We start from the raw sequence: 23011 nt of genomic DNA on the forward strand, positions 1-23011 counted from the left end.
AAAATTTAAAGTAAAGATTTCAACCCATAGAAAACTATTAAAAATAACTTGAGCTTTTCATTTTCTCTTTTTGAGAATAATATATCAAAATTATTATTTTTTTTGATGTAAATAATATTTTTTTTGCTTTTTTTTATTTTATTTCTCCACATTTAAGCTTTCTAATATTTTTCTAGAAAACTCTCTTTCTAATAAATGCTTTGTATGAGGAATTTTCAACTTCTTAGAATCATAAATTATACCATTAAAAGTTACAATATCTATATCTATAATTCTATCTTTGTATTTCCCTAAAACCATAGAATCATAATTGCGTCCCATATCTTTTTCAATTATTTTTATCTTCTTTAACAATTCGCATGGAGAATGTGAAGTAACTAAAACTAATGCCATATTCCTAAAAACATTAGAACTTTCAAACTCTACTGGTTGAGTTTCTATCATTTCTGATGATTTTATGATATTTCCCAAGCAATTTTCTATTTTTGCAATCGCTCGGTTTAAATTAGACTTGGTATTTCCTAAATTGCTACCGAGTAACAAAACCACATAATGTAACGACATATTATTGAATAATTAAGTTTTCAAAAATTATTATGAAAGATTTTATAAAAAATGTATTTGCAAATATAGTAGCCATTCTTTTAATCGGAGCCGTTTTGTTAGGAATAATGATCATGATTTTCGTAGTAAGTGCTATGAGTGGCGACCAAAAGCCTTTTGTAGAAAACAACTCGGTTCTTACTATTAATTTCAAAGGAAACATTCTAGACTCTTACACCGAAAAAGAAGAAAGCATTTTCGATTTTGGGCAAAACAAAGACGTACTCCTTCTAGACGTAGTAAATGCCATTAACAATGCAAAAAAAGATGAAAAAATCAAAGGTATTAGCATAGAAGTTGACAATTTACCTGCAGGAATCACTCAAATTGATGATATAAGAACTGCCATCGAAGATTTTAAAAAGTCAGGAAAGTTTGTGTATGCTTATGGCAATAATATGTCTCAAGGTTCATATTATCTTGCTTCTGTTGCAGATAAACTATATCTAAATCCTGTGGGAATGGTGGAATTAAAAGGATTGTCTACAGAAGTAACATTCTTAAAAGATTTTGCAGCAAAATATGGAATTGGCGTAGATGTCATCAGACACGGAAAATTCAAAGCTGCAGTAGAACCATTTATCAGAAATGATATTTCACCAGAAAACAAAGAGCAACTTTCTACACTTCTTAATGACATTTGGGGAAATATATCTACTAAAATTAAAGCTTCTAGAAAATTAGATGATGCTACTTTCAAAACCGCAGTAGACAGTTTATACGGTTTTATGCCAGAATTAGTCGTGAAAAATAAATTGGCAGACCAAATCTTACAGAAATCAGAATACGAAAACCTAATTAAAAAACAACTTAAGCTAAAGTCAGACGAAAAAATCAACAGAATTTCTGTAAATAAATACATTAATGCCTTAGATGAAGAGGAAAGTAGTGACAACAAAATTGCTGTTCTTTATGCTGCTGGAGAAATTTTCAATGGTGATGAATATCAAAATATTCACTCTGAAAAATATGTAAAATACATCAAAGATTTAGCAGAAGATGATGACATAAAAGCAGTGGTTTTACGCGTAAATTCACCTGGTGGAAGCGGAAATGCTTCAGACGAAATCTTATTTGAATTACAACAACTTAAACTTAAAAAACCTCTAGTGGTTTCTTTTGGTGATTATGCAGCTTCTGGTGGTTATTATATCTCCATGGCTGCTGATAAAATCTATTCTTCACCTAATACTTTAACGGGTTCTATCGGCGTTTTTGGCATGATTATGAATTTTAAAGATTTAGCCAATAGAAACGGAATTCGCTCTGACATTGTTTCCACTAATGCGAATTCGCAAGTTTATTCGCCACTTTCAGGAGCAGCTCCTGGAACTATTCCTATTTTAACCAGAAGCGTGGAGAGCACTTATAAAAGATTTGTATATTTTGTAACTCAAAACAGAAAAAAATCTTTTGAACAGATTGATGCAATTGGCGGTGGTAGAGTTTGGAGCGGAACCAGAGCAAAGCAATTAGGCTTGGTAGATGAGTTAGGCTCGCTTCAACAAGCAATTAATTACGCTGCTACCAAAGCAAAATTGAAAGACTATTCACTAGATAGTTATCCTAGAAAATCTAGTCCGCTAGAAGAATTCTTCAAACAAACTGAGGAAGATGAAATCGCAGCAAGAGTAATTTCTAAAAAAGTAGGAAAAGAAAACTATGAACTCTTCCAAAAAATCACCAATCCGAAACTGAATAATGGAGTACAAATGGCACTACCTTATCAGATTACGATTAAATAGCAAAACATTTCCATCCATATTAAAACGAAATCGCCGTTTCAAAATTTTTGAAACGGCGATTTTAATTTTTTATAAAAAATCTCTTATGATCTCCTCTTAAAGAAAGAATCTACAAATTCTTCACCATTAAATAATTGCAAATCTTCCATTTTTTCGCCTACTCCAATGTATTTTACAGGAATCTGAAATTGGTCTGAAATTCCAATGACTACACCTCCTTTCGCAGTTCCATCTAGCTTTGTCACCGCAAGAGCGGTAACTTCTGTAGCTGCCGTAAATTGTTTTGCCTGCTCAAAAGCGTTTTGACCAGTAGAACCATCTAAAACCAATAAAACTTCGTGTGGCGCTTCTGGTAAAACCTTCTGCATAACACGTTTAATCTTAGAAAGCTCATTCATCAAGTTGATTTTATTGTGCAATCTTCCTGCAGTATCAATGATGACTACATCTGCATTTTGTGCTACAGCACTTTGAACTGTATCAAAAGCTACAGAAGCAGGATCAGAACCCATATTTTGCTTTACAATAGGAACGCCTACTCTTTCACTCCAAATCACCAATTGGTCTACAGCTGCAGCTCTAAATGTATCTCCAGCTCCTAAAACCACTTTCAAACCTTGAGATTTAAATTGATTAGCTAGTTTACCAATTGTAGTGGTTTTTCCTACTCCATTTACTCCAACTACCATAATTACGTATGGCTTTTTGGTTTCGTCTATATTTTTGGTTTGAGAATGTGGATTTTCTAAAAGCAAAGCAGAAATTTCCTCACGAAGAATTTTATCCAATTCAGACGTGTTTACATATTTATCTCTTTCTACTCGCGCTTCTATCCTTTCGATGATTTTTACAGTAGTATTTACACCTACATCAGAAGCAATAAGCACTTCTTCTAGCTCATCTAGAACCTCATCATCTACTTTAGATTTTCCGATTACAGCTCTAGAAATTTTATCAAAAAAACCTTGACTTGATTTTTCTAAACCTTTGTCTAAAGATTCTTTTTCCTCTTTTTTAAATATATTTTTAAACCAACTCATATATTAGATTTGAGATTTACTCACGAATTTTTTATTATAATTTTGGAGTTCGTGAATGCTCCGCATTTGAGATTTGAGATTTCTAAACCAAATCGTTAAAATTGTTTTTAAAATTTTAGATTCACAAAGATAACAAAAAAACTACCCAAAAAATTGAGTAGTTTTATATGTTTATACAAGACGTAGAATTATTTTTTCAAATAAGCTTCTACATCGTCTGCATTCATTACTTTTTCTTCGAAAACGTAAGCTCCAGTCTTAGGAGACTTTACCATTTTCACAACTTTGGTCATTTTTTTAGACTGACCTGATTGAAGCGTTGCAACAACTTTCTTTGCCATCTTTTAATATTTTTAAAGATTACTTGATTTCTTTGTGAACTGTATATTTCTTAAGAACCGGATTGTACTTTTTAAGCTCTAATCTTTCCGTAGTGTTCTTTTTATTTTTTGTGGTGATGTATCTAGACATTCCAGCCACACCTGTTTCTTTGTGCTCTGTGCACTCAAGAATTACTTGAACTCTATTTCCTTTCTTAGCCATTTCTTATTATTTTAAAAATCCGTTTCTTGTTGCTCTTTCAATCGCCTCCTCGATACCAATTTTATTGATAACTCTCAAACCATGAGCAGAAACTCTTAATGTTACGCTTTTTTCTTGCTCTGGAAGATAAAATGTCTTCTCTAATAAATTAATTTCAAAACGTCTTTTCGTTTTGTTATTTGCGTGAGAAACGTTGTTTCCTACCATTGCACGCTTACCTGTTATTTGGCAAATTCTTGACATATCTCGATGTTCTTTTTTACTACTATGTATTTTGAGTGTGCAAAATTATAGATATTTTTTTGAACTCACAAATTTTCAAACAAATAAATTTGTAATTTTTTCAAAAAAACGTAATCTAAATTTTGATAAATTATTTTTTAGAAGCTATTCTTTCTCCGAAGTGGTAAATAATTAAAAATCCGAGCACAAATATAGCAATTCTTGAGATTAAATCACCTATTTTTGTGTAAATAGATTTTTCTTCGAGCAAATTAGCCTTTACCAATAGCGCTGTTCTATCGTCATAAAAGGTGTCTTGTAGAATATCTCCTCTTGCATTAATATGCGCAGAAATTCCGCTATTGGCAGCACGTACAATCTCTCTTCTGGTCTCTATGGCTCTCAGTCTAGCATAAGAAAGCAATTGCTTGTGACCTTCCGTATTATCCCACCAAGAATCATTGGTCATAATCGCTAAAAGATTTGCACCATTTTTGACATAATCGGTTACGTATTCTCCATAAATACTTTCATAACAGATAATAGGAGCCATTTTAGCCTTGTTAAATGTATTGCTGAAAACTTTTCTTTCCTTATCAATTCCAAGAGATGAATTTGCACCTCCGAAATCCAGCATCGCATCTCCCAAAATAGGCTTCAGATATCTAATGTAAGGGAAAATTTCAACTCCAGGAACCAATTTCGCTTTGTGATAAACCTCCACTTCTTGATTTGGAATAATTTGCAATGCAGAATTATAAGAATTTACCCAAACTCCTTCTTGAATTTTTGTAGAATAATCCTCAGTATCCGCTTCGTCAAACAAAAATTTATGCGTGGAAGCTCCTGTTAAAAATATAGATTGTGGGTGTTTTCCCAAAAAATCTTTGGCAATTGCGATAGAAGTACTTTTATTAAAACCATTTTCGTTCAAACTTCCGTTCCCAGGAAATGCAGTTTCGGGCGCAATGAAAAAATCTACTTTTGTTTTAGAATTTTCTTCGGCTAAACTTAAAAGTTCTCCTAATATTTGTAAAGAATCTTTACTGTATTTTTCGGTATAAGGATCTAATTTTGGCTGAAGCAAAAGCGTAGTTACTTCTCCTATTGGTTTTTCTTGATAAGAATTGTATTTATAAATAGAAATCAGAAGAGGCAGAACTATAATCACTGTTAAAATAGAAATATTCTTCACCAAATCTTTTCTTATTCTTCCTGCTTGCCAAATTCTCAAAGTATAAAAAGCAAATACATTAATCAGCAAAATCCAAAAACTACCGCCAGTTGCGCCAATCGTGTCGTACCACTGAATCAATTGAGGATATTCTGAAAACGAATTTCCTAGATTAAGCCAAGGCCAAGTAAATTCCCAATTGAGATGAAACCTTTCGAAACTTAACCAAATTGCTACAAAAAATACTAGCCCAAAATAAGTTCCTCTTACTTTCTTATACCAATAATACAGTTGAAAAACCAAACTCATCAATAAAGAATTGACTATAACAGGAATTGCAACTGCCAAAAGAGAGTTATTTCCGTCTGGATTTTTAGCATGATACAACCAACCTGTAGTGACAACATTCCAAATGAAAAAAGCAAGATAAGTCAAACCAAAAACCACCCATCCTTTTTTATTGATTTTTGAAAATTTAGAAATTTCTTGCTCCATTAATAATAAGGGAACGAAAGCAAAAAATATAAAAAACGGAATTCCGTAAGTAGGCCAAGAAATAGACAATAATAGTGCTGATATTAATGATAGAAAAATGTATTTCATAAGTAAAACCTATTGGTGAAGGGCAAATTTAAGGTTTTTACATGGGGTAAAAAAGAGAAACATGACAAAAGTCATATTTTATAAATAACTGAAAATCAAAGCCTATTAAAATATTTTTATTCTTATTTAAAATTATTCTAAATAAATTTTGTGATTTAAACTTACATTTTTATTTTTGCAGGGTTATTTTTAATCATTCTAAATAAACTTAAATGAGAAATCAAATACTTCCCCTTTTATTAGTTGCAGCATCAATTACTGCAAATGCTCAACAAAAAAAAGACAGTTTATATACCAGAACCATAGAAGATGTAAAGCTTCACAAGACAGGAAATCCTAATAACGCTAGAGTTTCTACTATAAAATCTCAACTAGATGTAATGGAAACTCCACAAGCGATTGCCATCGTAACTCATGAAGTTATAGAACAGCAACAAGCACAACAACTTTCGGATGTAGTAAAAAATGTAAACGGTGTTTATATTACATCTGCGAGAGGTGCTTCTCAAGACAGTTTTGGAGCTAGAGGTTACACTTTTGGCAATGAAAATATTTACAAAAACGGAAGCAGAGTAAACTCTGGTATTTTCCCAGAAGTTTCTGGTCTAGAACGTGTAGAAGTCCTGAAAGGTAGTGCTGCCATTCTTTATGGAAACGTAGCTCCTGGTGGAATTGTTAACATGGTGACCAAAAAACCTCTTTTTAACTTCGGTGGAAATATCGCTTTAAATTACGGAAGTTGGAACAATATAAAACCTACCATTGACATTTATGGCGGATTGACCAAAAATTCAGCTTTTAGAGTAAACGGAAGCTATGAAAATAAAGAAAGTTTCAGAGATATTGTACAATCAGAAAAGCATTATTTCAATCCAAGTTTTCTTTACAACATTTCAGAAAAAACACAAATTATCATAGAAGCAGATTATCTTAAACATCACTTCACTCCAGATTTTGGTTTAGGCGGATTAGTATTAAACACAACCACTAATGAATCAAAACTCAACACACTTCTTGGAATCAATAAATTCCCTGGTGCAACTTGGCAATATCAAACCAATGAAATGCTTACTTCTACAGTAACATTAAACCACGAAATTAATTCTAATTGGAATTTTAATACGGTTGCATTTTTCCAAGATTATACCAGGGATTTTTACGGAACTGAAAGAATTCAGTGGAATTTGCAAACCAATGGAGATTACGTTTGGAAGAGAACTTTAAACAAACAACTTCAGGAACAAAAGTACGGAAGCCTTCAGTTTAATTTAAATGGTCAATTCAACACAGGAAAATTAAACCACAAACTTTTAGTTGGTGCAGACGCTGATTATTTACAAGCAGACACTTATTCTTATCAATTGCAAAAACAAGATGGTACTTTCGCAGATGCTGGAAATAACTTTGTTTATGGAACCAATGGAAATACCAGCAATGGAAACATTCTTTTATCAGACGAAAACACTTGGAAATCTGGAGAAATGCTTAATTCAAGACAAAAAGACCTTAACAGAATTCCTACAAGAAGAGTTGGTATTTATGCTCAAGATTTAATTTCCATTACAGATAAATTCAAAGTTCTAGCTGGTTTAAGATGGTCGTATTTAGAAAATAAGAGTACCATTGTAGAAAACTATTTGAATAACACTAAAACATATAAAGCAAGTTCAGGAAATCCTAAAGAAAGTGCATTTTCTCCAAGAGTAGGATTAGTATATCAGATTGATGATAGCTTCAGCACATTTGCAAGTTATAGCAACTCTTTCAATCCTAACTCTGGTAGAGATATTAACAATTTACCATTGCCTTCTTCTTTGATTGACCAATATGAAATTGGTTTAAAGAAAAATTTATGGAAAAACACTTTAGCGTTTAATATTACTGCTTATCAAATTGAAAACAGCAACTTAGCACAAACAGCTGCTTTTGATAAAAATGGAAACATAAATGGTGATACTAACATAAAAGAAATGACGGGAGCTACCAGAAGCCGCGGTATAGAATTAGATATTACAGGAAATCCTACCCCAAATCTTTCAATTAACGCTGGTTACGCATATAACAATATGGTTTACACGGATACACCAGACTCTGACGGAAGTTTCGTAGAAGGAGAAAGATTGGTAAGAACACCTGCAAATACTGCGAACGCTTCTATCTTCTATACCTTACCAAAATATGTAAAAGGATTAAAATTAGGATTCACCGCATTCTACACCGGAGAAAGATTGGCTGGTTGGAATAATTTAAAAGATTCTAACGGAAACCAAAAAACCAACAGAATGTATGAAATTGGAGATTTCACTACTGTAGATTTCACTATTGGTTACCAATTTAAGAAATTTAATATTCAAGGAAGATTAGGAAACATTTTCGATGTGGTAGATTACAATGTGCACGAAAATTACTCTGTAAATCCTATTACTCCAAGAAACTTTTACTTAACATTTAATTATAAGTTTTAACCTATCATATCAAATTTAATCAAAAAGTGGAGAACTCGTTTTCCACTTTTACCTTTTAAACTAACTTAATAAACTATACTTTTAGAACATGAAGAGCACAAGAACTACAATGAGACTTTTACACCGCTATATCGGTTATTTTATGGCAGGAATTATGGCCGTTTACGCGATTAGTGGGGTATTATTAATCTACAGAGACACAGATTTCCTTAAAAAAGAAAAGAAAATTGAAAAAAAAATAGAAGCCAATATTCCTACCGATAAATTAGGAAAAGAACTTAAAATAAAAGGTTTCGAAGTAAAGGAACAAAAAGGAGATCTTATCCTCTTCAAAGAAGGAACTTATAATGTAAAAACAGGAGAAGCAAAATATACTAAAAAAGAACTTCCTTACGTTTTAAAGAAAATGACAGAATTGCATAAATCAGATTCTAAACATAAATTTTATTTATTGAATACGATTTTTGGAATTTCATTATTCTTTTTTGTGATTTCATCATTTTGGATGTTTAATCCAAAATCTCAAATTTTCAGAAAAGGAATGATTGCCACTGCAATAGGTTTAGCTTTGGCATTATTTTTGACATTAGCATAATTATAGAAAAAATATTTTTTTACAAAATTTATTGCGTATTAAATAATAATTTGTAACTTTGCAAAGCTTTTTTAACTAATTGTAAAACATTGATATAAAAGTCATTACAAGATAATAAGTTGTTAAAAAATCAACTTAACGTTCGTTAGGCAATTATTAAATAATTAGATATAATCTAAATAAATTAACATTTTTTCATTTGTGTTTTTAGGCGGGATAAAATATTTTATATTTTGTCTCGCCGTTTTTTTATTTTTGAAGCATGAAAAATATAGAGGTTATCCAAGAAAAACTTTCCACATGGTGGAATATTATCGTAAGCTTAGTTCCGAATATCGTTTTGTTAATCGTATTTGTTATTGCATTTTCTTTTTTAAGCAAATACCTCATCAGTATTATCACGAAAATTCTGTACCGCATTTTTCCTGAAAACGCTAACAAAAACACACCTCTTCTTTTGGCCAAATTTGCCAAATATATTCTCTATGCTTTAGGAATTTACATTGCCTTAGAAATTATGCATCTAGGCAGTTTCATGGTGAAATTTATCGGTAGTTTAGGAATTGCCGGTGTAATTGCAGGAGTTGCATTAAAAGATGTAGTTTCTGGAATTTTTGCAGGTGCAGCTGTAAATTTTGAAAAAACTTTTCAAATTGGAGATTTAGTAACCATCAGTAATATAAAAGGAACAGTAGAAGACATCAGTATGCTCACTACCAAACTGAGAACAGAAAACGGCGAAACCGTTTATGTTCCTAATCAGTTAATTTTCAACACTCCTTTTATCAATCACAGTAAAAAATCTTAGCCTAATTTCTTGGCGATATTTTCCCATTCTTGCATGGTAGCAGCTAATTCGTCTTGCAAATCTTGATATTTTTTCAGTTCTGCATCAGAAGGATTAGACTTGGCGAAAATACTTTCTAGTTGAGCGATTTCTTTTTCGTAATCTGCAATTTTTTCTTCAATTTTTTTCAATTTATTTTGAAGATTCTTCTGTTCTTTGCTTACAAAAGCATTAGCGTTTTGCTGAGATTTTGCCTCGGTTGTAGCAGCTTCTTTCTTTTCTTCTGCTTTTATTTCAGCTTCCTGACTTAATTTAGATTTTTCTGCAGAGATTTCTCTTAAAGATTCTTTTTGACGGTATTCTAGATATTCATTAATATTTCCTAAAAACTCCTTCATACTGCCATCTCTGAACTCGAAAATCTTATCACACAATCCTTGTAAAAATTCTCTGTCGTGAGAAATCACAATAATAGTTCCTTCAAATTTCTGTAAAGCCAACTTGATAATCTCCTTCGACTGAATATCTAAGTGGTTTGTAGGTTCGTCCATAATCAAAGTATTGAAAGGACGAAGCAATAATTTACAAAGCGCCAATCTGTTTCTTTCGCCTCCAGAAAGCACTTTCGTTTTTTTAGTTACATCTTCACCAGAAAAAAGAAAACTTCCTAGTAAATCACGAACTTTGGTTCTGGTTTCTTCTGTAGCAGCATCTTCTGCTTCTTGTAAAACGGTTTTTTCGGGACTTAGAACTTCTTCTTGGTTCTGTGCAAAATATCCTATGTTTACATTATGCCCAAGATTCCATTCACCAGAATAATCTTTGATTTCACCTGCTAAAATTTTTGCTAAAGTGGTTTTTCCTTGTCCGTTTTGTCCGAGAAGCGCAATTCTATCACCACGTTGAACAAAGAAATCTACATGATCAAAAACCTGATGATTCCCGTATTTTTTGCCTAAGTTTTGTGCTTCGAAAATCACTTTTCCTGGCACTACACTTTGTACAAAACGAATATTAAACTTAGAAACGTCTTCATTCTCTACTTCAATTCTCTCAATTTTTTCTAATTTTTTAATGAGAGATTGTGCGAAAGAAGCCTTAGAAGCAGAAGCACGGAAGCGATTGATATTATCTTCCATTTGCTTAATTTCTGTATCTTGGTTTTTCTTCGCTTGAATCAGTTTTTCTTTTCTGTCTTTTCTAAGTTCTAGATATTTGGTATAATTGGCTTTATAATCGTCAACTTTTTTATTATTAATATCAAAAGTTCTGTTGCAAACCGAAGTCATAAACTGCTTATCGTGACTTACCAAAACAATAGCACCATTATAATCTTTCAAGAAATTTTCTAGCCAAATAATGGATTCCATATCCAAGTGATTGGTAGGTTCATCCAGAAGCAAAAGGTCATTATTCTGAAGTAATAATTTAGCTAATTCTATTCTCATTCTCCAACCTCCAGAAAACTCATCGGTAAGTCTATGAAAATCTGCAGCTTTGAAGCCAAGACCTAACAAAACTTTTTCTATATCTCCTTCCAGATTATACGCATCATGATGATGGAGATAATCATTAAGATCTGTCATTTTATGGATTAAATCATGATAAACATCTGATTCATAATCAGTTCTAGTTGCTAATTGGTGATTTACTTCTTCCAATTCTTTTTTCCAAGCATTAATTTGCTCGAAAGCTTGAAGTGTCTCATTCCAAACGGTTCTTCCTTTTACGAAATCTAAATCCTGTTTTAAGAAACCGATGGTAATATTTCCGTCTGGAACTATGTTTCCTTCGTAGAAGTTAATATCGCCGGAAATCATTTTGAGAAGTGTAGATTTTCCTGCACCATTTTTCCCTACCAAACCTATCTTATCATCTTTTTTGATGGTAAAATTTACATCTCTAAAAAGATAATTTCCTGAATGATGAAGACCAAGACCTTGAACTGAAAGCATAATAATTTGTTATTTTTTGAGACTGCAAAAATAACGCTTTAAAAATAAAAAAAACTGCACCTTATAAAAAGATACAGTTTTTTTTGGTTAAAAAGAGAAATATAAATGATGATAAAAAAATTATTTACTATTTCCTCCTCTTGCAACTAATGCAATTAGAATGATGAGAACTAGAGCGCCAATTACCCAAATTAATGGATTCTGCATCCAGTTTCCAGACATATCCGTACCTTTATTCATGTCTACGTCTACGTCTAATTGTGCTGCTTTTTCTTGCGCCCAAACTAATCCTCCAATTAGAGTAGCCATTACAGCCATTGCAAAAGTTTGCAATCTTCTAGCGATATTAGATCTTTCCATAATTTTATGTTTTTATGTTTATTTTGGTGTTTTTAAATTATAGTTCTACTGGGATATTCATATGAACTACAGAAGCCATATTTTTTCCCTTGTATTTAGCAGGAACAAATCCTTGGTTGAGGTCATAAATCGCTAAAATAGTTGCTAAGTTCAGAGATTCATTATTTCCTGAAGCTTTCACGTCTGAAATTTTACCCGTTTCTGTTACCAAGAAACTTACGTGTGTGTATTGAGTACCAGAACCTGTAACTGCGTTCTTATCAATTTTAGCATTTACAGCATCTATAAAATCTTGTTTGCTTTGTCCGAAACTTGGTCTTTCTGTTCCTGGTAAAAGTGGAACTTGTGAATACGGAGCTACATTTTCTTTAGCTTTAATTGCTTTGATTTTCGCTTGCATTTTAGAAGGCTCATCATCTGGAGCTTTTACTAAAAATGCTACATTATTTTCGTCTTGAGCGATATAAGCTCTGTGAAATTTTGAAATATTTACTCCCTGTGAAAACACAAGTGAGAATGCACCAATAGATAGTGCGGTTGCTAACTTTTTCATAATTTATTGTTTTTGGTGTTTATGTGATGTGTGTGTGTGGTTTATGCCTTTCTAGAAAGTGCATTATAAGCGTAGAGTACGATAATGGCTCCTACTACAGACATGGCTAAGCTATAAAAGCTAAAAACATCATTTGTTACGTCTGCTCCGAAGAAAATTCTTCCTAAAAAACCTCCTAATACGCTACCTACGATACCAATGATAATGGTAGTAATCCAACCAGCTGCGTCATTTCCTGGTTTTAAAAATCTTGCGATTGCTCCAGCGATTAAGCCGAAAATAATCCATGCGATAATATTGATCATAATTTTGTGATTTAGTGTTAATATTTATTTGGTGTGTGTGTTTATGTGTTTATCTAAGAGCATCTAGTTCTGTTTCTACTTCCTTAGTCATGCTCTTTGCAGAAGATAAAATCTGCCCTTTGTTTGCTTTTACTTTTTCTGAAATTTGGTTTGAAATAGTATTGTATTTGCTTTTTGCCTTTTCAGAAAATTGATTCATCGTTTCTTTGGTTTTAGACTGAGCATTTTTTGCTTGTGTTCTCAGTTTTGCTCTGGTGTCTTTTCCTTTTGCTGGTGCAAATAAAATTCCTGCTACTGCGCCTACTGCTGTTGCGCCTAATACTCCTAATGTTCTTTTTGCTGTGGTGTTCATAATTTTACTGTTTATTGTTAATATCGTCTTTTATAATTTCGTAAATCATAATACAAAGCGCTAAGACAAATAATATGTTAATCAGTATACTTGTTTCGAAGAAGAAAAATCCAATTGCCCATATTATTATTAACAATGTAACCGTGAAATAGGTAAATTTATTCATAACTCATAATAATTTATATCATCTCTTTAATCTGCAAAATTTTAAAAATTTCCTATTTTTCTCGTTACATAATTTCAATGCTTTGTTATATAATTGCTACTTCTCTGTTTCAATGAAAATTAAAATCTGTTGTTTCATTTTAACAATACAAAGATTTAAATTTTTGATTTACAATTTATTACATCATTTTAATTAAAATTTTTAGAATTTTAAGATGTTATAAAATTTCAATTTTTAATCCTTTTTAAAAAAGCAGAAGTAAAATATTGTAGAATAAAATGAATAACTTTTCTGAAGAATTTTCTTCGCTTTCTACATGACAAAGATGTGACAATTGCCAAGCAATCTCATTACAAAAAATTGTGTTATTGTTATAGAATTTGCATAAAAAAACACGCTCTAAAAGCGTGTTTTAATATTTAATGATTTTTATTTAAACTTCTGGCAAATAGACGGTAAATGTGGCTCCTTCATTTGGTTTTCCTTCGGCGAAGATGAAGCCTTTGTGATTGTCTACAATTTTTTTACAAATGGCTAAACCAATTCCGGTTCCTGCGATTTCGTCTTTATTGTGCAATCTGCTAAAAAGCTCAAATATTCTATCCGAATATTCTGGTGAGAAACCAATGCCATTATCTGTAAAAGTAAACTTGTGGAAAATTCTCTTCGCAGTGAAAGTTACATTTCCTACTTTTTCAAAAGATGCTTTTTCGTAATCAATTTTGATTTCTGGAGCAACGTCTGGCTTAGAATATTTAATAGAATTCCCCAATAAATTGATAAACAACTGCTGAATCTGGAAAGGAATCACTTTCATTTTCGGAAGATGAGCGGTATGAATCACTGCTTTTTTCTCTTCTATAGGTTCTGCAATTTCGTGTTTTGCGTTTTCCAGCAAATCATTAAGGTCTGCTTTTTCGAAAACTTGTTCAGATTTATTGGTTCTGGAGAACTGCAGTAAATCTTTGATGAGCAATCTCATTCTTCCAGCAGCAACTTTTATTCTATCAAAGTACTGTTGACCAGTTTCCGTAAGATTTTGATAATCTTTGGCTTCCAACCTAGAGATAAACGTTTCAATTTTTCTTAACGGCTCTTGCAAATCATGACTGGCAACATAGTTGAATGCCTGTAATTCTTTGTTAGACGCTTCTAGTTCTCTGTTTTTTTGATTGGTTTCTATATTTTTATTGACTTCTTCGGTAATATCTTGCGTAATCATCAGATAATAAAAACCTTCATGTGAATCTTCAATCGGCTTATTAGAAACTCTAATGTATCTTATTTCGCCAGTATCTTTTTTTACAATTCTATGCTCGTAAGGTTTTGCGTTTTTATCTTTATTCTGTAATTTCTGAAGATTTTCTAGAACATACTCTAAATCTTCTGGATATACATACGGAATAAAATTATCTACTTTAGGATCAAAATTTTCTTTTTCCACTCCAAAAAGTCTGAAAATATTATCCGAAAACTCAAACTCAGTTTTGTCTACATTCCATTTCCAGAAACCATATTTCCCGATAATTTCTGCCTCTTTACTACTTTCATTGTAATATTTAAGTTCTTCGAAAGCTTTTTGAAGGATTAGGCTGTTTTTTACTTCTTCTGAAATATTAACCACTACTCCTGCTAAAAATTTATTTCCATTAGAGTCATAAGTAGGTGTTCCTACTCCTTTCACATGAAGAATTTCTCCTGAAGGCCTTAAAATTCTATAAGTAAAGGCAGGAAGATTTTCTTCTTCTTCCATTTTTGCCATTACAGTTTTAAAATATTCTACATCTTCTGGATGCACATAGTTGTAATAGTTATCTAGATTAGACTCAAAAGATTTTGGTTCTGCTCCTAATAATTTGTAAAGATTGTCTGAAAAATACCAAGTATTTTCTTTGATGTTCCAACTCCAATTTCCATACCCACCAATTTCTTCACCAAATTTTAATGCATTATTCGAGAGCAACATTTCGTTATTGATTTTTTCGAGTTCTTTATTTCTCTCTAAAATGGTGTTCTGTGCTTTGAAAATTTCGGTAACATCTAGAAAAATAATGAGCACATATTCTTCATTACTGTCATCTTTTATATGCTTATTATTAATAGACAGATATTTTATTTCTTGGTTATCTGCTCTAATAATTCTGATGATATATGGATTAAAAGATTTTTTTTCTGCCATTTCTTCTAATGTAGCATCTACCATTGCTTTATCATCTGGATGCACTTGTTTAAATAAATCAGAAAACTCTGGTTTATCTTTAGGATCTAGACCAAATAAGCGGTAATTATTATCAGAAAATATAAATCTATTATCTTTTACAAACCATTGCGCAGTACCGTAATTACCCGCAATTTCTGCTTCTTTATTGGTTTCATTAGCCAAGAAAAGAGTTCTATTTTTCTTTTCTAATTCAATATTTTTTTCTGAAATATTTTTTTGGTTTTCTATCTCTTCTGTTACATCGCTGGTAATTCCTAATAAGATTTTTTCGTTTTTAAGATTTTTTATCATTTTACCAGAAGTACGCAGATATCTTACTTCTCCATCGTTTCTAATGATTCTGTAAGTGAATGGTGATAAAGTTTCATGATTAATCATCTCAGAGACAATTCCTTGTACGTAATACAAGTCTTCTGGATGAATTCTATTCATAAATCCCTCATGATTATCTTCTAAATAATTAGGCTCATAACCTAAGAGACGATATTCATTTTCGGAAAAAGTATATTTTTTGGTTTCTACATTAAGTTGCCATGTTCCGTAATTACCGATTTGTTCGGCAAGATTCGCGGTTTCATTTGCAAGAATTAGCTTTTCATTATTGATGGTCGCTTCTTTTAAATCTCTATTGATTTTGATAATGGCAAGAATTAAGAGAACAATTGTAACAAAGAAGGTCAATAAATTCACGAGTGGTGTGTATTTATTGACTTGATCACTTTTTAAAGACCTGGTTTCTAGAAGATGAGTCTCAGATTGTCTTAGATTTCTAATAATGGCAGAAATTTCATCCATCACCGCTTTTCCTCTGTAGATATTATCTGTAACTTTCTGGTTATCATTTAAATCAAAGTTTGGATCTAAGACTTCGTCTACTACTTTCAGTTTTTTTTCTATTAAAGATTCTAATTTTTTAGTCGTTTGAAAATGGTAAGGATTATCCGAAGTTATTTCTCTGAGTTGTTCTAGATTTTGTTTAATTTCTACTTTATCAAACTCAATTTGACGGAGTAATTTTTTGTCATGAGTCAATAAGTAATTTCTTCTGTCTATTTCTACATTTTTAATTTTAGTAAATAAATGCTCTATTTTTATCAGTACACGATAGGTGTGTTCTACAATTTCATTAGTATCATGCAATGCTCTAATATGTTTGTAAGAAACCGAAGAAATAAAAAGTATAATTGCTATGGTTATAGCAAAAATAATTTTAAGAAAAAGAGGTCTGTTCGTAAATTTCATATAAAATTACATTCTCAGTAAAAAATTATCTTTATTAAGACCAGAAGTATGGTATTGCCAATTAATAGCCACTACATCTGACAAAACTTTTTTAAGGGTATCAAAATCATTTGGTTTTTTGATGTAAATATTCGCGCCACTTACGAAGGTTTCTTCTATATGCTCTTCTGAAGATGAGGTAGAATAAATGGCAATGGCAATATCATCAAATTTTTTATTGGATTTTATTTCGTGTAGACATTCTATCCCATTCTTTTTTGGCATGTTCAAGTCTAAAAATAGGACTTGCGGCAATATAGCTTCATCTGAATTAAGATAATTCATGAGTTCTACTCCATCATTGTAAGTGTGAACTTTGGTATTTATTTTCAGTTCAGAAAAAGCATCGGTGAAGAATAATCTGTCATCTTCGTCGTCATCTGCTAAGATGATGTGAATGTAATCTGTTTGCATAGTTTTCTTATTTAGATTTATTTTTTATTTGCAATTTCTCTTCTTTTGGTAATAATTCTTTGAAACTGAGATGGAGTAATTCCTGTAATATTTTTGAACTGTGTACTTAAATGTGCTACACTGCTGTAATTTAATCGATAAGCAACTTCGGTTAAGGTAAGATTGTCTTTAATGATTAAATTTTTGGCATCTTCTATTTTCTGCATCATAATGTAGTTCTCTATAGAACTAAACGTAACTTCTGAAAATAAATTGGATAGATAACCATAACTGTGATTAAGTTTATCGGTAAGATAAACAGAAGCTTTTACATTAATAGGCTCTTCAGAATGAACCATTTCTAAGATTGCTTCTTTAATTTTTTCAATCAAAACGGTCTTTTGATTCTCGATGATGGTAATGCCGTACTCTTCTAATTCTGCACGGAATTCTTTCATCTTTTCGGTAGGAATTTTTTCTAAAAATTCTACTTCACCAAAAGCGACTACTCTATATTTAGCACCTAATTGGTCTAATTTTTCTTCTAATACTTTTTTACAAACTGCGTTATAGTCGAATTTTGTAAATATCTTCATTGTGTTATTATTTAGTTTATAAAGTTAGTAAAAAAAGTAAGCTCTCATTGTTTTTGTCTAAAATCTTAAAAAACTCTCACAAATAACAAAATAATCCGTACTTGTGAGAGTTTACTAAATAATAAACTATATGAAGAGAAAACTACTTTTTTAACTTTTAGTTTTTGTGGATGAAATTATTCACCTAAAGGAATGTTATAAGCAACACCTAAACCTAGAGAAGCTGCATTAAAATCTTGTCCTGGTAAGTCTCCTTTAGAACCTGTGAAAACTTTGGTGTATTGTAATGCTACATTCCAATGTCTGTTATGCCATCCTAATTCTGGTTTTAGATAAAAACCACCATCAGGTCTTGCAACAGGAGCATTAGCTGCTACGTTTTCATCACCTGTGATAAAAGCATAACCTAAATCTGTACCGAAATAAAATCCTGTTTGTTTAGGATAAACTCTGATTAAACCTGCTACTGGAACTACACCGAAATCATTATTTTCGATTCCATCATTGTCTTTTCCGAAGAAGTGATTATAACCTGTAGCAATCCCTAATCCAAATCCTGGAGTTACCAAATGTTGATAAGCAATATCTAAACCTAAATTTGCAGAAGCATTGGTAGATGGAGCAGCTATTCCTACATTTCCTCCAATTTTAATCATGTTTGTCATTTCTGCACTTTGTGCGCTTAATAAACCTGCTGATAAAATTCCTATTCCTAAAATAGCTCTTTTTACGTTTTTCATAATTTTAAATTTTTTGTGTTAAGTTTTATATTGTTTTTATGTTATTGCAAAGTTGCACAGAACTGAAATCTTTTGTTTTATATGATTTTCTGAAACTGTTACAGAATTTTATTTTTATTCACTTACGATAGATTTCAAAAAATAAGTAGTTATAATAGACGTTACAATTCCGCTGAAGAGAAGCGTCCCGTCAAATAAATCTGTAAATAGATTTTTATCTAAAACATAAGCGCTTATTCCACTAGCGAGAAATGCTACTAAAAAAGAGAATAAGATAACTTTTACAATATTCAGTTTGGTTCTACTTTCATGGAAGGTTTCTATAGAATATCCAATAAAAATGGCTGCGAGTATTAATAATAAAATGTTCATGACTTTCTAATTTTTTAAATTACGTTAACTAAATAATTATTGTTCACATCTTTTCTTATTTTTAAAGAAAAGCCCTTTTGTAATTCATCATAAATCATGGAGCAATGATCTACGAGATTTTCAAATTCCTCATCAAAAGCTTCAGAAGCGAAAACCAATTGTTTCATATTGCTTTCGTCTAGTTCTAATCTTCTGTTCTGGTAAGACAATTCAGAAATACCAAAATTCCTGTGAAGCTTTATAAAATAATCTTCTATGTGTTTTAAATTATTCATAGTTTAGTTTTTGGTGTTAGATAATTTTATGTAGGATTTTCTTAGATTCTATAATTAATGCCATAATCATAAAATCTGCGGTAAGATATTGAGCAGATAATTGCACGTATTCATTTTGTAAAATAGAATTCACTATTTTGTATCCAGAAGTAGTTGCACTATGTATTATCGTTGTCATTTTCTTAATCTTTGATGTTTACATTGCAAAGATTCAACAATAACATTAACAGAGCATTATAGAATTTTTTTGGAATTTTATAGAATTTTTAGAAACAAAAAAACCTCCTGAAAAATCAGAAGGTTTCTTTATAAGTGTAGACTCACAGGGATTCGAACCCCGACAGACGGTACCAAAAACCGTAGTGCTACCGTTACACCATGAGTCTATACCGTTTTTGGTGGTGCAAATTTAATACAAATTTTTCTATTTGCAATAGCTAAAACAAAAAAAATTACAAAAAATCTCTATTTACTTGAATTTCAAACTGTTTTTTTTATCACTTTCTCTCATAGTTTATTTGTAAAAACACTACTCTAGTCTTCTTCTTCAAATTTTGTATCTTTGAAAAGTAAAAAAACAATTCTATGAATCATAAACCAATTGAAGGCTTTTCTAAACTTTCGAAACAACACAAAATTGATTGGTTAATAAACGAATATTTACAAGGAAACCAAGAATACCAACAGATTCTTCAGCAATATTGGAACGATAATCCAGACTTACAAAAACTCCACGAAGAATTCTCCGAAAATACCATTACCAACTTTTACATGCCTTACGGAATTGCGCCAAATTTCCTTATTGATGGAAAATTGATGGCTTTACCAATGGCTGTAGAAGAAAGTTCTGTAGTTGCGGCAGCGTCTAAATCTGCAAAATTCTGGTTAGAAAGAGGCGGTTTCAAAACCACGATTATTAATACCGAGAAATTAGGACACACACACTTTATCTTTAAAGTAGAAGCGCATAAATTATTGCATTTTTTCAATTTTACCTTAAAGAAAAAACTCTTTGAAGCTACAGAAGATATTACCGCAAACATGAGAAAGCGTGGTGGCGGAATTTTAGATATTAAACTCATAGATAAAACTTCAGAATTAGCAGATTATTATCAACTCAAGGCTAGTTTCAACACGGTAGATTCTATGGGTGCTAATTTTATCAATTCTTGTCTGGAACAGTTCGGAAAAACGTTAAAAGACGAAGTAGCTCAATCTGATGCTTTCTCAGAAGATGAGAAAAACTCACTTCAGATTGTGATGAATATTCTGTCTAACTTCACTCCGGATTGTATTGTAAGAGCCGAAGTTTCTTGTAAAATAGATGATTTAAAAGACGACAGCGGAATTTCTAACGAAGAATTCGCTTGGAAATTTAAACAAGCCGTTACCATCGCAGAAATAGAACCTTACAGAGCAACTACCCATAACAAAGGTGTGATGAACGGTATTGATGCTGTGGTAATCGCTACTGGAAATGATTTCCGTGCTACAGAAGCTTGTGCGCATGCTTATGCAAGTAAAGACGGAAAATACAAATCTCTTACGCATTGTACTACAGACAACGGAATTTTCAGATTTTGGATAGATTTACCGATTTCTGTTGGTGTAGTAGGTGGTTTAACCAATCTTCATCCTTTAGTGAAATTTTCTTTAGCATTACTTGGAAAACCATCTGCTCAAGAATTAATGAGTATTTTGGCAGTTTCTGGTTTAGCTCAGAATTTTGCTGCTCTTCGTTCATTGGTAACTACAGGAATCCAAAAAGGACATATGAAAATGCATTTGTTCAATATTTTAAATCAATTTGGCGCTACAGAAGAGGAAAAACAATATTTTGTCAACTATTTTAAAGACAAAACAGTAAGTCACCACGAAGTGATTTCAGAATTAAATAAACTTAGAAATAAATAATGAAAACCATTACCTTAATCATCGGCGCAGTGTACGGATTAACTTCTGTAATTTTAGGAGCATTCGGTGCGCATGCTTTAAAGAAAGTTCTTTCTGTAGAAAGATTGACCAGTTTTGAAACCGGTGTAAAATACCAAATGTATCATGCTTTACTCCTTCTCCTCATAGGATTTTTCTTAAAATTTGAAACAGGAATAGAAAAAACTACCGCTTGGTTCATTATTTTGGGAACGTTTCTATTCTCAGTGAGCATTTATTTCTTGAGTTTTCAAGACATTTTAAAGACGAATCTTAAATTTTTAGGGCCTATCACTCCAATTGGTGGTTTGTTTATGATTTTAGGTTGGGCTTTATTAATCTATGTTTTCGCCAAGACTAAGTTTTAAAATAAATTATCATTAAAAATTAGGCAAAAAACTTGATGGGTTTTCCTTTCTACTTGCCTCTTTTTTTATATTTTTGTGAAAACTAACTTTTAAATAAAAATTTTAGAAATATTATGAATCTTCACGAGTATCAATCAAAAGAGATTTTAGCTTCTTACGGCGTTAGAATCCAACGTGGTTTTGTAGCAAACAACGTAGAGGAAGCTGTAGAAGCAGCTGATAAATTAAAAGAATTAACTGGAAGCGAAGGTTGGGTAGTAAAAGCTCAAGTTCACGCTGGTGGTAGAGGTAAAGGTGGCGGTGTAAAATTCTCACCAGATTATGATAAACTAAAAGAAAATGCTCAGAACATCATCGGGATGAAATTAGTTACGCCTCAAACTTCAGCAGAAGGTAAATTGGTAAACTCTGTTTTGGTTGCAGAAGATGTATATTATCCTGGAGAAACCGAAACTAAAGAATTCTACGTTTCTATACTTTTAGATAGAGCTTTAGGTAAAAATACTGTAGTTTATTCTACCGAAGGTGGTATGGATATTGAGCACGTAGCAGAAGTTACTCCTCATTTAATTCACAAAGAAGTAATCGACCCTACTTTAGGTTTACAAGGTTTTCAAGCTAGAAAAATCGCTTTCAACTTAGGTTTATCAGGTGAGTCTTTCAAAGAATTCGTAAAATTCATTGATGCACTTTACAAAGCTTATGTAGGAATTGACGCTTCTTTATTCGAAATCAACCCAGTTCTTAAAACTTCAGACAATAAAATTGTAGCAGTAGATGCCAAAGTAACTTTAGATGACAACTCATTATTCCGTCACAAAGATTTAGCAGCATTAAGAGATACTAGAGAAGAAGATCCTATGGATGTAGAAGCTGGCGAAGCTGGTCTTAATTTCGTGAAATTAGACGGTAACGTAGCTTGTATGGTAAACGGAGCAGGTCTTGCAATGGCTACCATGGATATCATAAAACTTTCTGGTGGTAATCCTGCAAACTTCTTAGATGTAGGTGGTACTGCAGATGCTCAGAGAGTACAAACTGCTTTCGGAATTATCTTAAGAGATCCAAATGTAAAAGCAATCCTTATTAACATCTTCGGAGGAATTGTACGTTGCGACAGAGTTGCTCAAGGTGTAGTAGACGCTTACAAAGCTATGGGAAGCCTTCCTGTTCCTTTAATTGTACGTCTTCAAGGTACAAACGCTGTAGAAGCGAAGCAATTGATTGACGATGCTGGTTTACCAATTCACTCAGCAATTACTTTAGAAGAAGCTGCAAACAAAGTATCAGAAGTTTTAGCATAATAAAACAAACTTACTTCAAATAAACAAATCCGTTCTATTTTGGACTGCCCCCAAAAAGTTA

At 31.8% G+C, this 23011-nt stretch carries 26 protein-coding genes and 1 tRNA gene; 7 read left to right on the forward strand and 20 right to left on the reverse strand.

The genetic code is table 11. The annotated features are described in order from the left end of the window. Nucleotides 1–138: 138 nt before the first annotated feature. Nucleotides 139–564: a 2-amino-4-hydroxy-6-hydroxymethyldihydropteridine diphosphokinase gene (gene folK / locus KKQ79_RS09050; protein ID WP_213189836.1), complete on the reverse strand. Its 426-nt coding sequence runs from the start codon at nucleotides 562–564 to the stop codon at nucleotides 139–141. Between the two features lie 32 nt (nucleotides 565–596). Between folK and sppA the strand changes: the two genes are divergently transcribed. After that, nucleotides 597–2348, forward strand: coding sequence for a signal peptide peptidase SppA (gene sppA, locus KKQ79_RS09055; protein WP_213189837.1), 1752 nt, complete (start codon nucleotides 597–599; stop codon nucleotides 2346–2348). Nucleotides 2349–2431: 83 nt separating this feature from the next. Here the strand turns inward: sppA and ftsY are convergent, their stop codons facing one another. The 5 genes from ftsY to lnt all read right to left on the reverse strand — a co-directional run bounded on the left by ftsY (nucleotide 2432) and on the right by lnt (nucleotide 5930). Continuing rightward, complete coding sequence (gene ftsY / locus KKQ79_RS09060; RefSeq protein WP_213189838.1) at nucleotides 2432–3388, reverse strand: signal recognition particle-docking protein FtsY; 957 nt, start codon at nucleotides 3386–3388, stop codon at nucleotides 2432–2434. Between the two features lie 188 nt (nucleotides 3389–3576). Next, entirely contained in the window at nucleotides 3577–3729 is a 153-nt protein-coding gene (locus KKQ79_RS09065; RefSeq protein WP_069797240.1) for a DUF4295 domain-containing protein, read from the reverse strand. Between the two features lie 19 nt (nucleotides 3730–3748). Beyond that, the gene (rpmG, locus tag KKQ79_RS09070) at nucleotides 3749–3931 is read right to left on the reverse strand and encodes a 50S ribosomal protein L33 (RefSeq protein WP_039341297.1); all 183 of its coding nucleotides are present in this window, start codon (nucleotides 3929–3931) and stop codon (nucleotides 3749–3751) included. Nucleotides 3932–3937: 6 nt separating this feature from the next. After that, on the reverse strand, nucleotides 3938–4174 hold the full coding sequence (gene rpmB / locus KKQ79_RS09075) for a 50S ribosomal protein L28 (protein WP_069797241.1): 237 nt from the start codon (nucleotides 4172–4174) through the stop codon (nucleotides 3938–3940). Between the two features lie 130 nt (nucleotides 4175–4304). Then, nucleotides 4305–5930 carry an apolipoprotein N-acyltransferase gene (lnt, locus tag KKQ79_RS09080; RefSeq protein WP_213189839.1) on the reverse strand — a complete coding sequence of 542 codons (1626 nt, stop codon included), beginning with the start codon at nucleotides 5928–5930 and terminating at the stop codon, nucleotides 4305–4307. A 212-nt stretch (nucleotides 5931–6142) separates the two neighbouring features. On the opposite strand from lnt, the gene KKQ79_RS09085 reads away from it, so the two are divergent. The 3 genes from KKQ79_RS09085 to KKQ79_RS09095 all read left to right on the forward strand — a co-directional run bounded on the left by KKQ79_RS09085 (nucleotide 6143) and on the right by KKQ79_RS09095 (nucleotide 9798). Beyond that, nucleotides 6143–8395 (forward strand): TonB-dependent siderophore receptor, encoded by a 2253-nt coding sequence (locus KKQ79_RS09085; protein WP_213189840.1) that lies wholly within the window; start codon nucleotides 6143–6145, stop codon nucleotides 8393–8395. A gap of 109 nt (nucleotides 8396–8504) precedes the next feature. Beyond that, nucleotides 8505–8990, forward strand: a complete 486-nt coding sequence (locus KKQ79_RS09090; RefSeq protein ID WP_250131223.1) for a hypothetical protein — start codon at nucleotides 8505–8507, stop codon at nucleotides 8988–8990. Between the two features lie 262 nt (nucleotides 8991–9252). Continuing rightward, entirely contained in the window at nucleotides 9253–9798 is a 546-nt protein-coding gene (locus KKQ79_RS09095) for a mechanosensitive ion channel family protein (protein WP_213189842.1), read from the forward strand. Here the strand turns inward: KKQ79_RS09095 and KKQ79_RS09100 are convergent. The 14 genes from KKQ79_RS09100 to KKQ79_RS09165 form a co-directional block, all read right to left on the reverse strand. Continuing rightward, nucleotides 9795–11732, reverse strand: a complete 1938-nt coding sequence (locus tag KKQ79_RS09100) for an ABC-F family ATP-binding cassette domain-containing protein (protein ID WP_213189843.1) — start codon at nucleotides 11730–11732, stop codon at nucleotides 9795–9797. The two genes, KKQ79_RS09095 and KKQ79_RS09100, sit on opposite strands and share 4 nt — an antisense overlap. 120 nt (nucleotides 11733–11852) lie before the next feature. After that, nucleotides 11853–12092 carry a hypothetical protein gene (locus KKQ79_RS09105; protein ID WP_213189844.1) on the reverse strand — a complete coding sequence of 80 codons (240 nt, stop codon included), beginning with the start codon at nucleotides 12090–12092 and terminating at the stop codon, nucleotides 11853–11855. Nucleotides 12093–12129: 37 nt separating this feature from the next. Next, a complete protein-coding gene (locus tag KKQ79_RS09110) occupies nucleotides 12130–12645 on the reverse strand; it encodes a hypothetical protein (protein ID WP_069797248.1) in 516 nt (171 codons plus the stop codon). A 41-nt stretch (nucleotides 12646–12686) separates the two neighbouring features. Next, nucleotides 12687–12950 (reverse strand): GlsB/YeaQ/YmgE family stress response membrane protein, encoded by a 264-nt coding sequence (locus tag KKQ79_RS09115; RefSeq protein WP_246501373.1) that lies wholly within the window; start codon nucleotides 12948–12950, stop codon nucleotides 12687–12689. 49 nt (nucleotides 12951–12999) lie between these two features. Further along, entirely contained in the window at nucleotides 13000–13302 is a 303-nt protein-coding gene (locus KKQ79_RS09120; protein ID WP_213189845.1) for a YtxH domain-containing protein, read from the reverse strand. 4 nt (nucleotides 13303–13306) lie between these two features. Next, nucleotides 13307–13468: a lmo0937 family membrane protein gene (locus tag KKQ79_RS13980; protein WP_104794433.1), complete on the reverse strand. Its 162-nt coding sequence runs from the start codon at nucleotides 13466–13468 to the stop codon at nucleotides 13307–13309. A 433-nt stretch (nucleotides 13469–13901) separates the two neighbouring features. Next, complete coding sequence (locus KKQ79_RS09130; RefSeq protein WP_213189846.1) at nucleotides 13902–16931, reverse strand: PAS domain-containing protein; 3030 nt, start codon at nucleotides 16929–16931, stop codon at nucleotides 13902–13904. Nucleotides 16932–16937: 6 nt separating this feature from the next. Then, nucleotides 16938–17384 carry a response regulator gene (locus tag KKQ79_RS09135; RefSeq protein WP_213189847.1) on the reverse strand — a complete coding sequence of 149 codons (447 nt, stop codon included), beginning with the start codon at nucleotides 17382–17384 and terminating at the stop codon, nucleotides 16938–16940. Between the two features lie 17 nt (nucleotides 17385–17401). Next, nucleotides 17402–17959 carry a helix-turn-helix domain-containing protein gene (locus tag KKQ79_RS09140; RefSeq protein WP_213189849.1) on the reverse strand — a complete coding sequence of 186 codons (558 nt, stop codon included), beginning with the start codon at nucleotides 17957–17959 and terminating at the stop codon, nucleotides 17402–17404. A gap of 176 nt (nucleotides 17960–18135) precedes the next feature. Next, nucleotides 18136–18699 (reverse strand): hypothetical protein, encoded by a 564-nt coding sequence (locus KKQ79_RS09145; protein ID WP_213189850.1) that lies wholly within the window; start codon nucleotides 18697–18699, stop codon nucleotides 18136–18138. A gap of 114 nt (nucleotides 18700–18813) precedes the next feature. Further along, nucleotides 18814–19071 (reverse strand): hypothetical protein, encoded by a 258-nt coding sequence (locus tag KKQ79_RS09150; protein WP_069797254.1) that lies wholly within the window; start codon nucleotides 19069–19071, stop codon nucleotides 18814–18816. Between the two features lie 14 nt (nucleotides 19072–19085). Further along, nucleotides 19086–19346 carry a hypothetical protein gene (locus KKQ79_RS09155; protein ID WP_213189851.1) on the reverse strand — a complete coding sequence of 87 codons (261 nt, stop codon included), beginning with the start codon at nucleotides 19344–19346 and terminating at the stop codon, nucleotides 19086–19088. 16 nt (nucleotides 19347–19362) lie between these two features. Beyond that, entirely contained in the window at nucleotides 19363–19524 is a 162-nt protein-coding gene (locus tag KKQ79_RS09160) for a hypothetical protein (RefSeq protein WP_213189852.1), read from the reverse strand. Between the two features lie 137 nt (nucleotides 19525–19661). Further along, nucleotides 19662–19732: transfer RNA gene (locus tag KKQ79_RS09165), tRNA-Gln, on the reverse strand. A 199-nt stretch (nucleotides 19733–19931) separates the two neighbouring features. On the opposite strand from KKQ79_RS09165, the gene KKQ79_RS09170 reads away from it, so the two are divergent. From KKQ79_RS09170 to sucC, 3 genes are all read left to right on the forward strand, one after another. Further along, a complete protein-coding gene (locus tag KKQ79_RS09170) occupies nucleotides 19932–21260 on the forward strand; it encodes a hydroxymethylglutaryl-CoA reductase, degradative (RefSeq protein WP_213189853.1) in 1329 nt (442 codons plus the stop codon). Further along, the gene (locus KKQ79_RS09175; RefSeq protein WP_213189855.1) at nucleotides 21260–21646 is read left to right on the forward strand and encodes a DUF423 domain-containing protein; all 387 of its coding nucleotides are present in this window, start codon (nucleotides 21260–21262) and stop codon (nucleotides 21644–21646) included. The genes KKQ79_RS09170 and KKQ79_RS09175 overlap by 1 nt, the downstream gene beginning before the upstream one ends. A gap of 113 nt (nucleotides 21647–21759) precedes the next feature. After that, the gene (gene sucC, locus KKQ79_RS09180; RefSeq protein ID WP_213189856.1) at nucleotides 21760–22950 is read left to right on the forward strand and encodes an ADP-forming succinate--CoA ligase subunit beta; all 1191 of its coding nucleotides are present in this window, start codon (nucleotides 21760–21762) and stop codon (nucleotides 22948–22950) included. Nucleotides 22951–23011 lie beyond the last annotated feature (61 nt).

Source organism: Cloacibacterium caeni, from assembly GCF_907163125.1.
GTDB lineage: Bacteria > Bacteroidota > Bacteroidia > Flavobacteriales > Weeksellaceae > Cloacibacterium > Cloacibacterium caeni_B.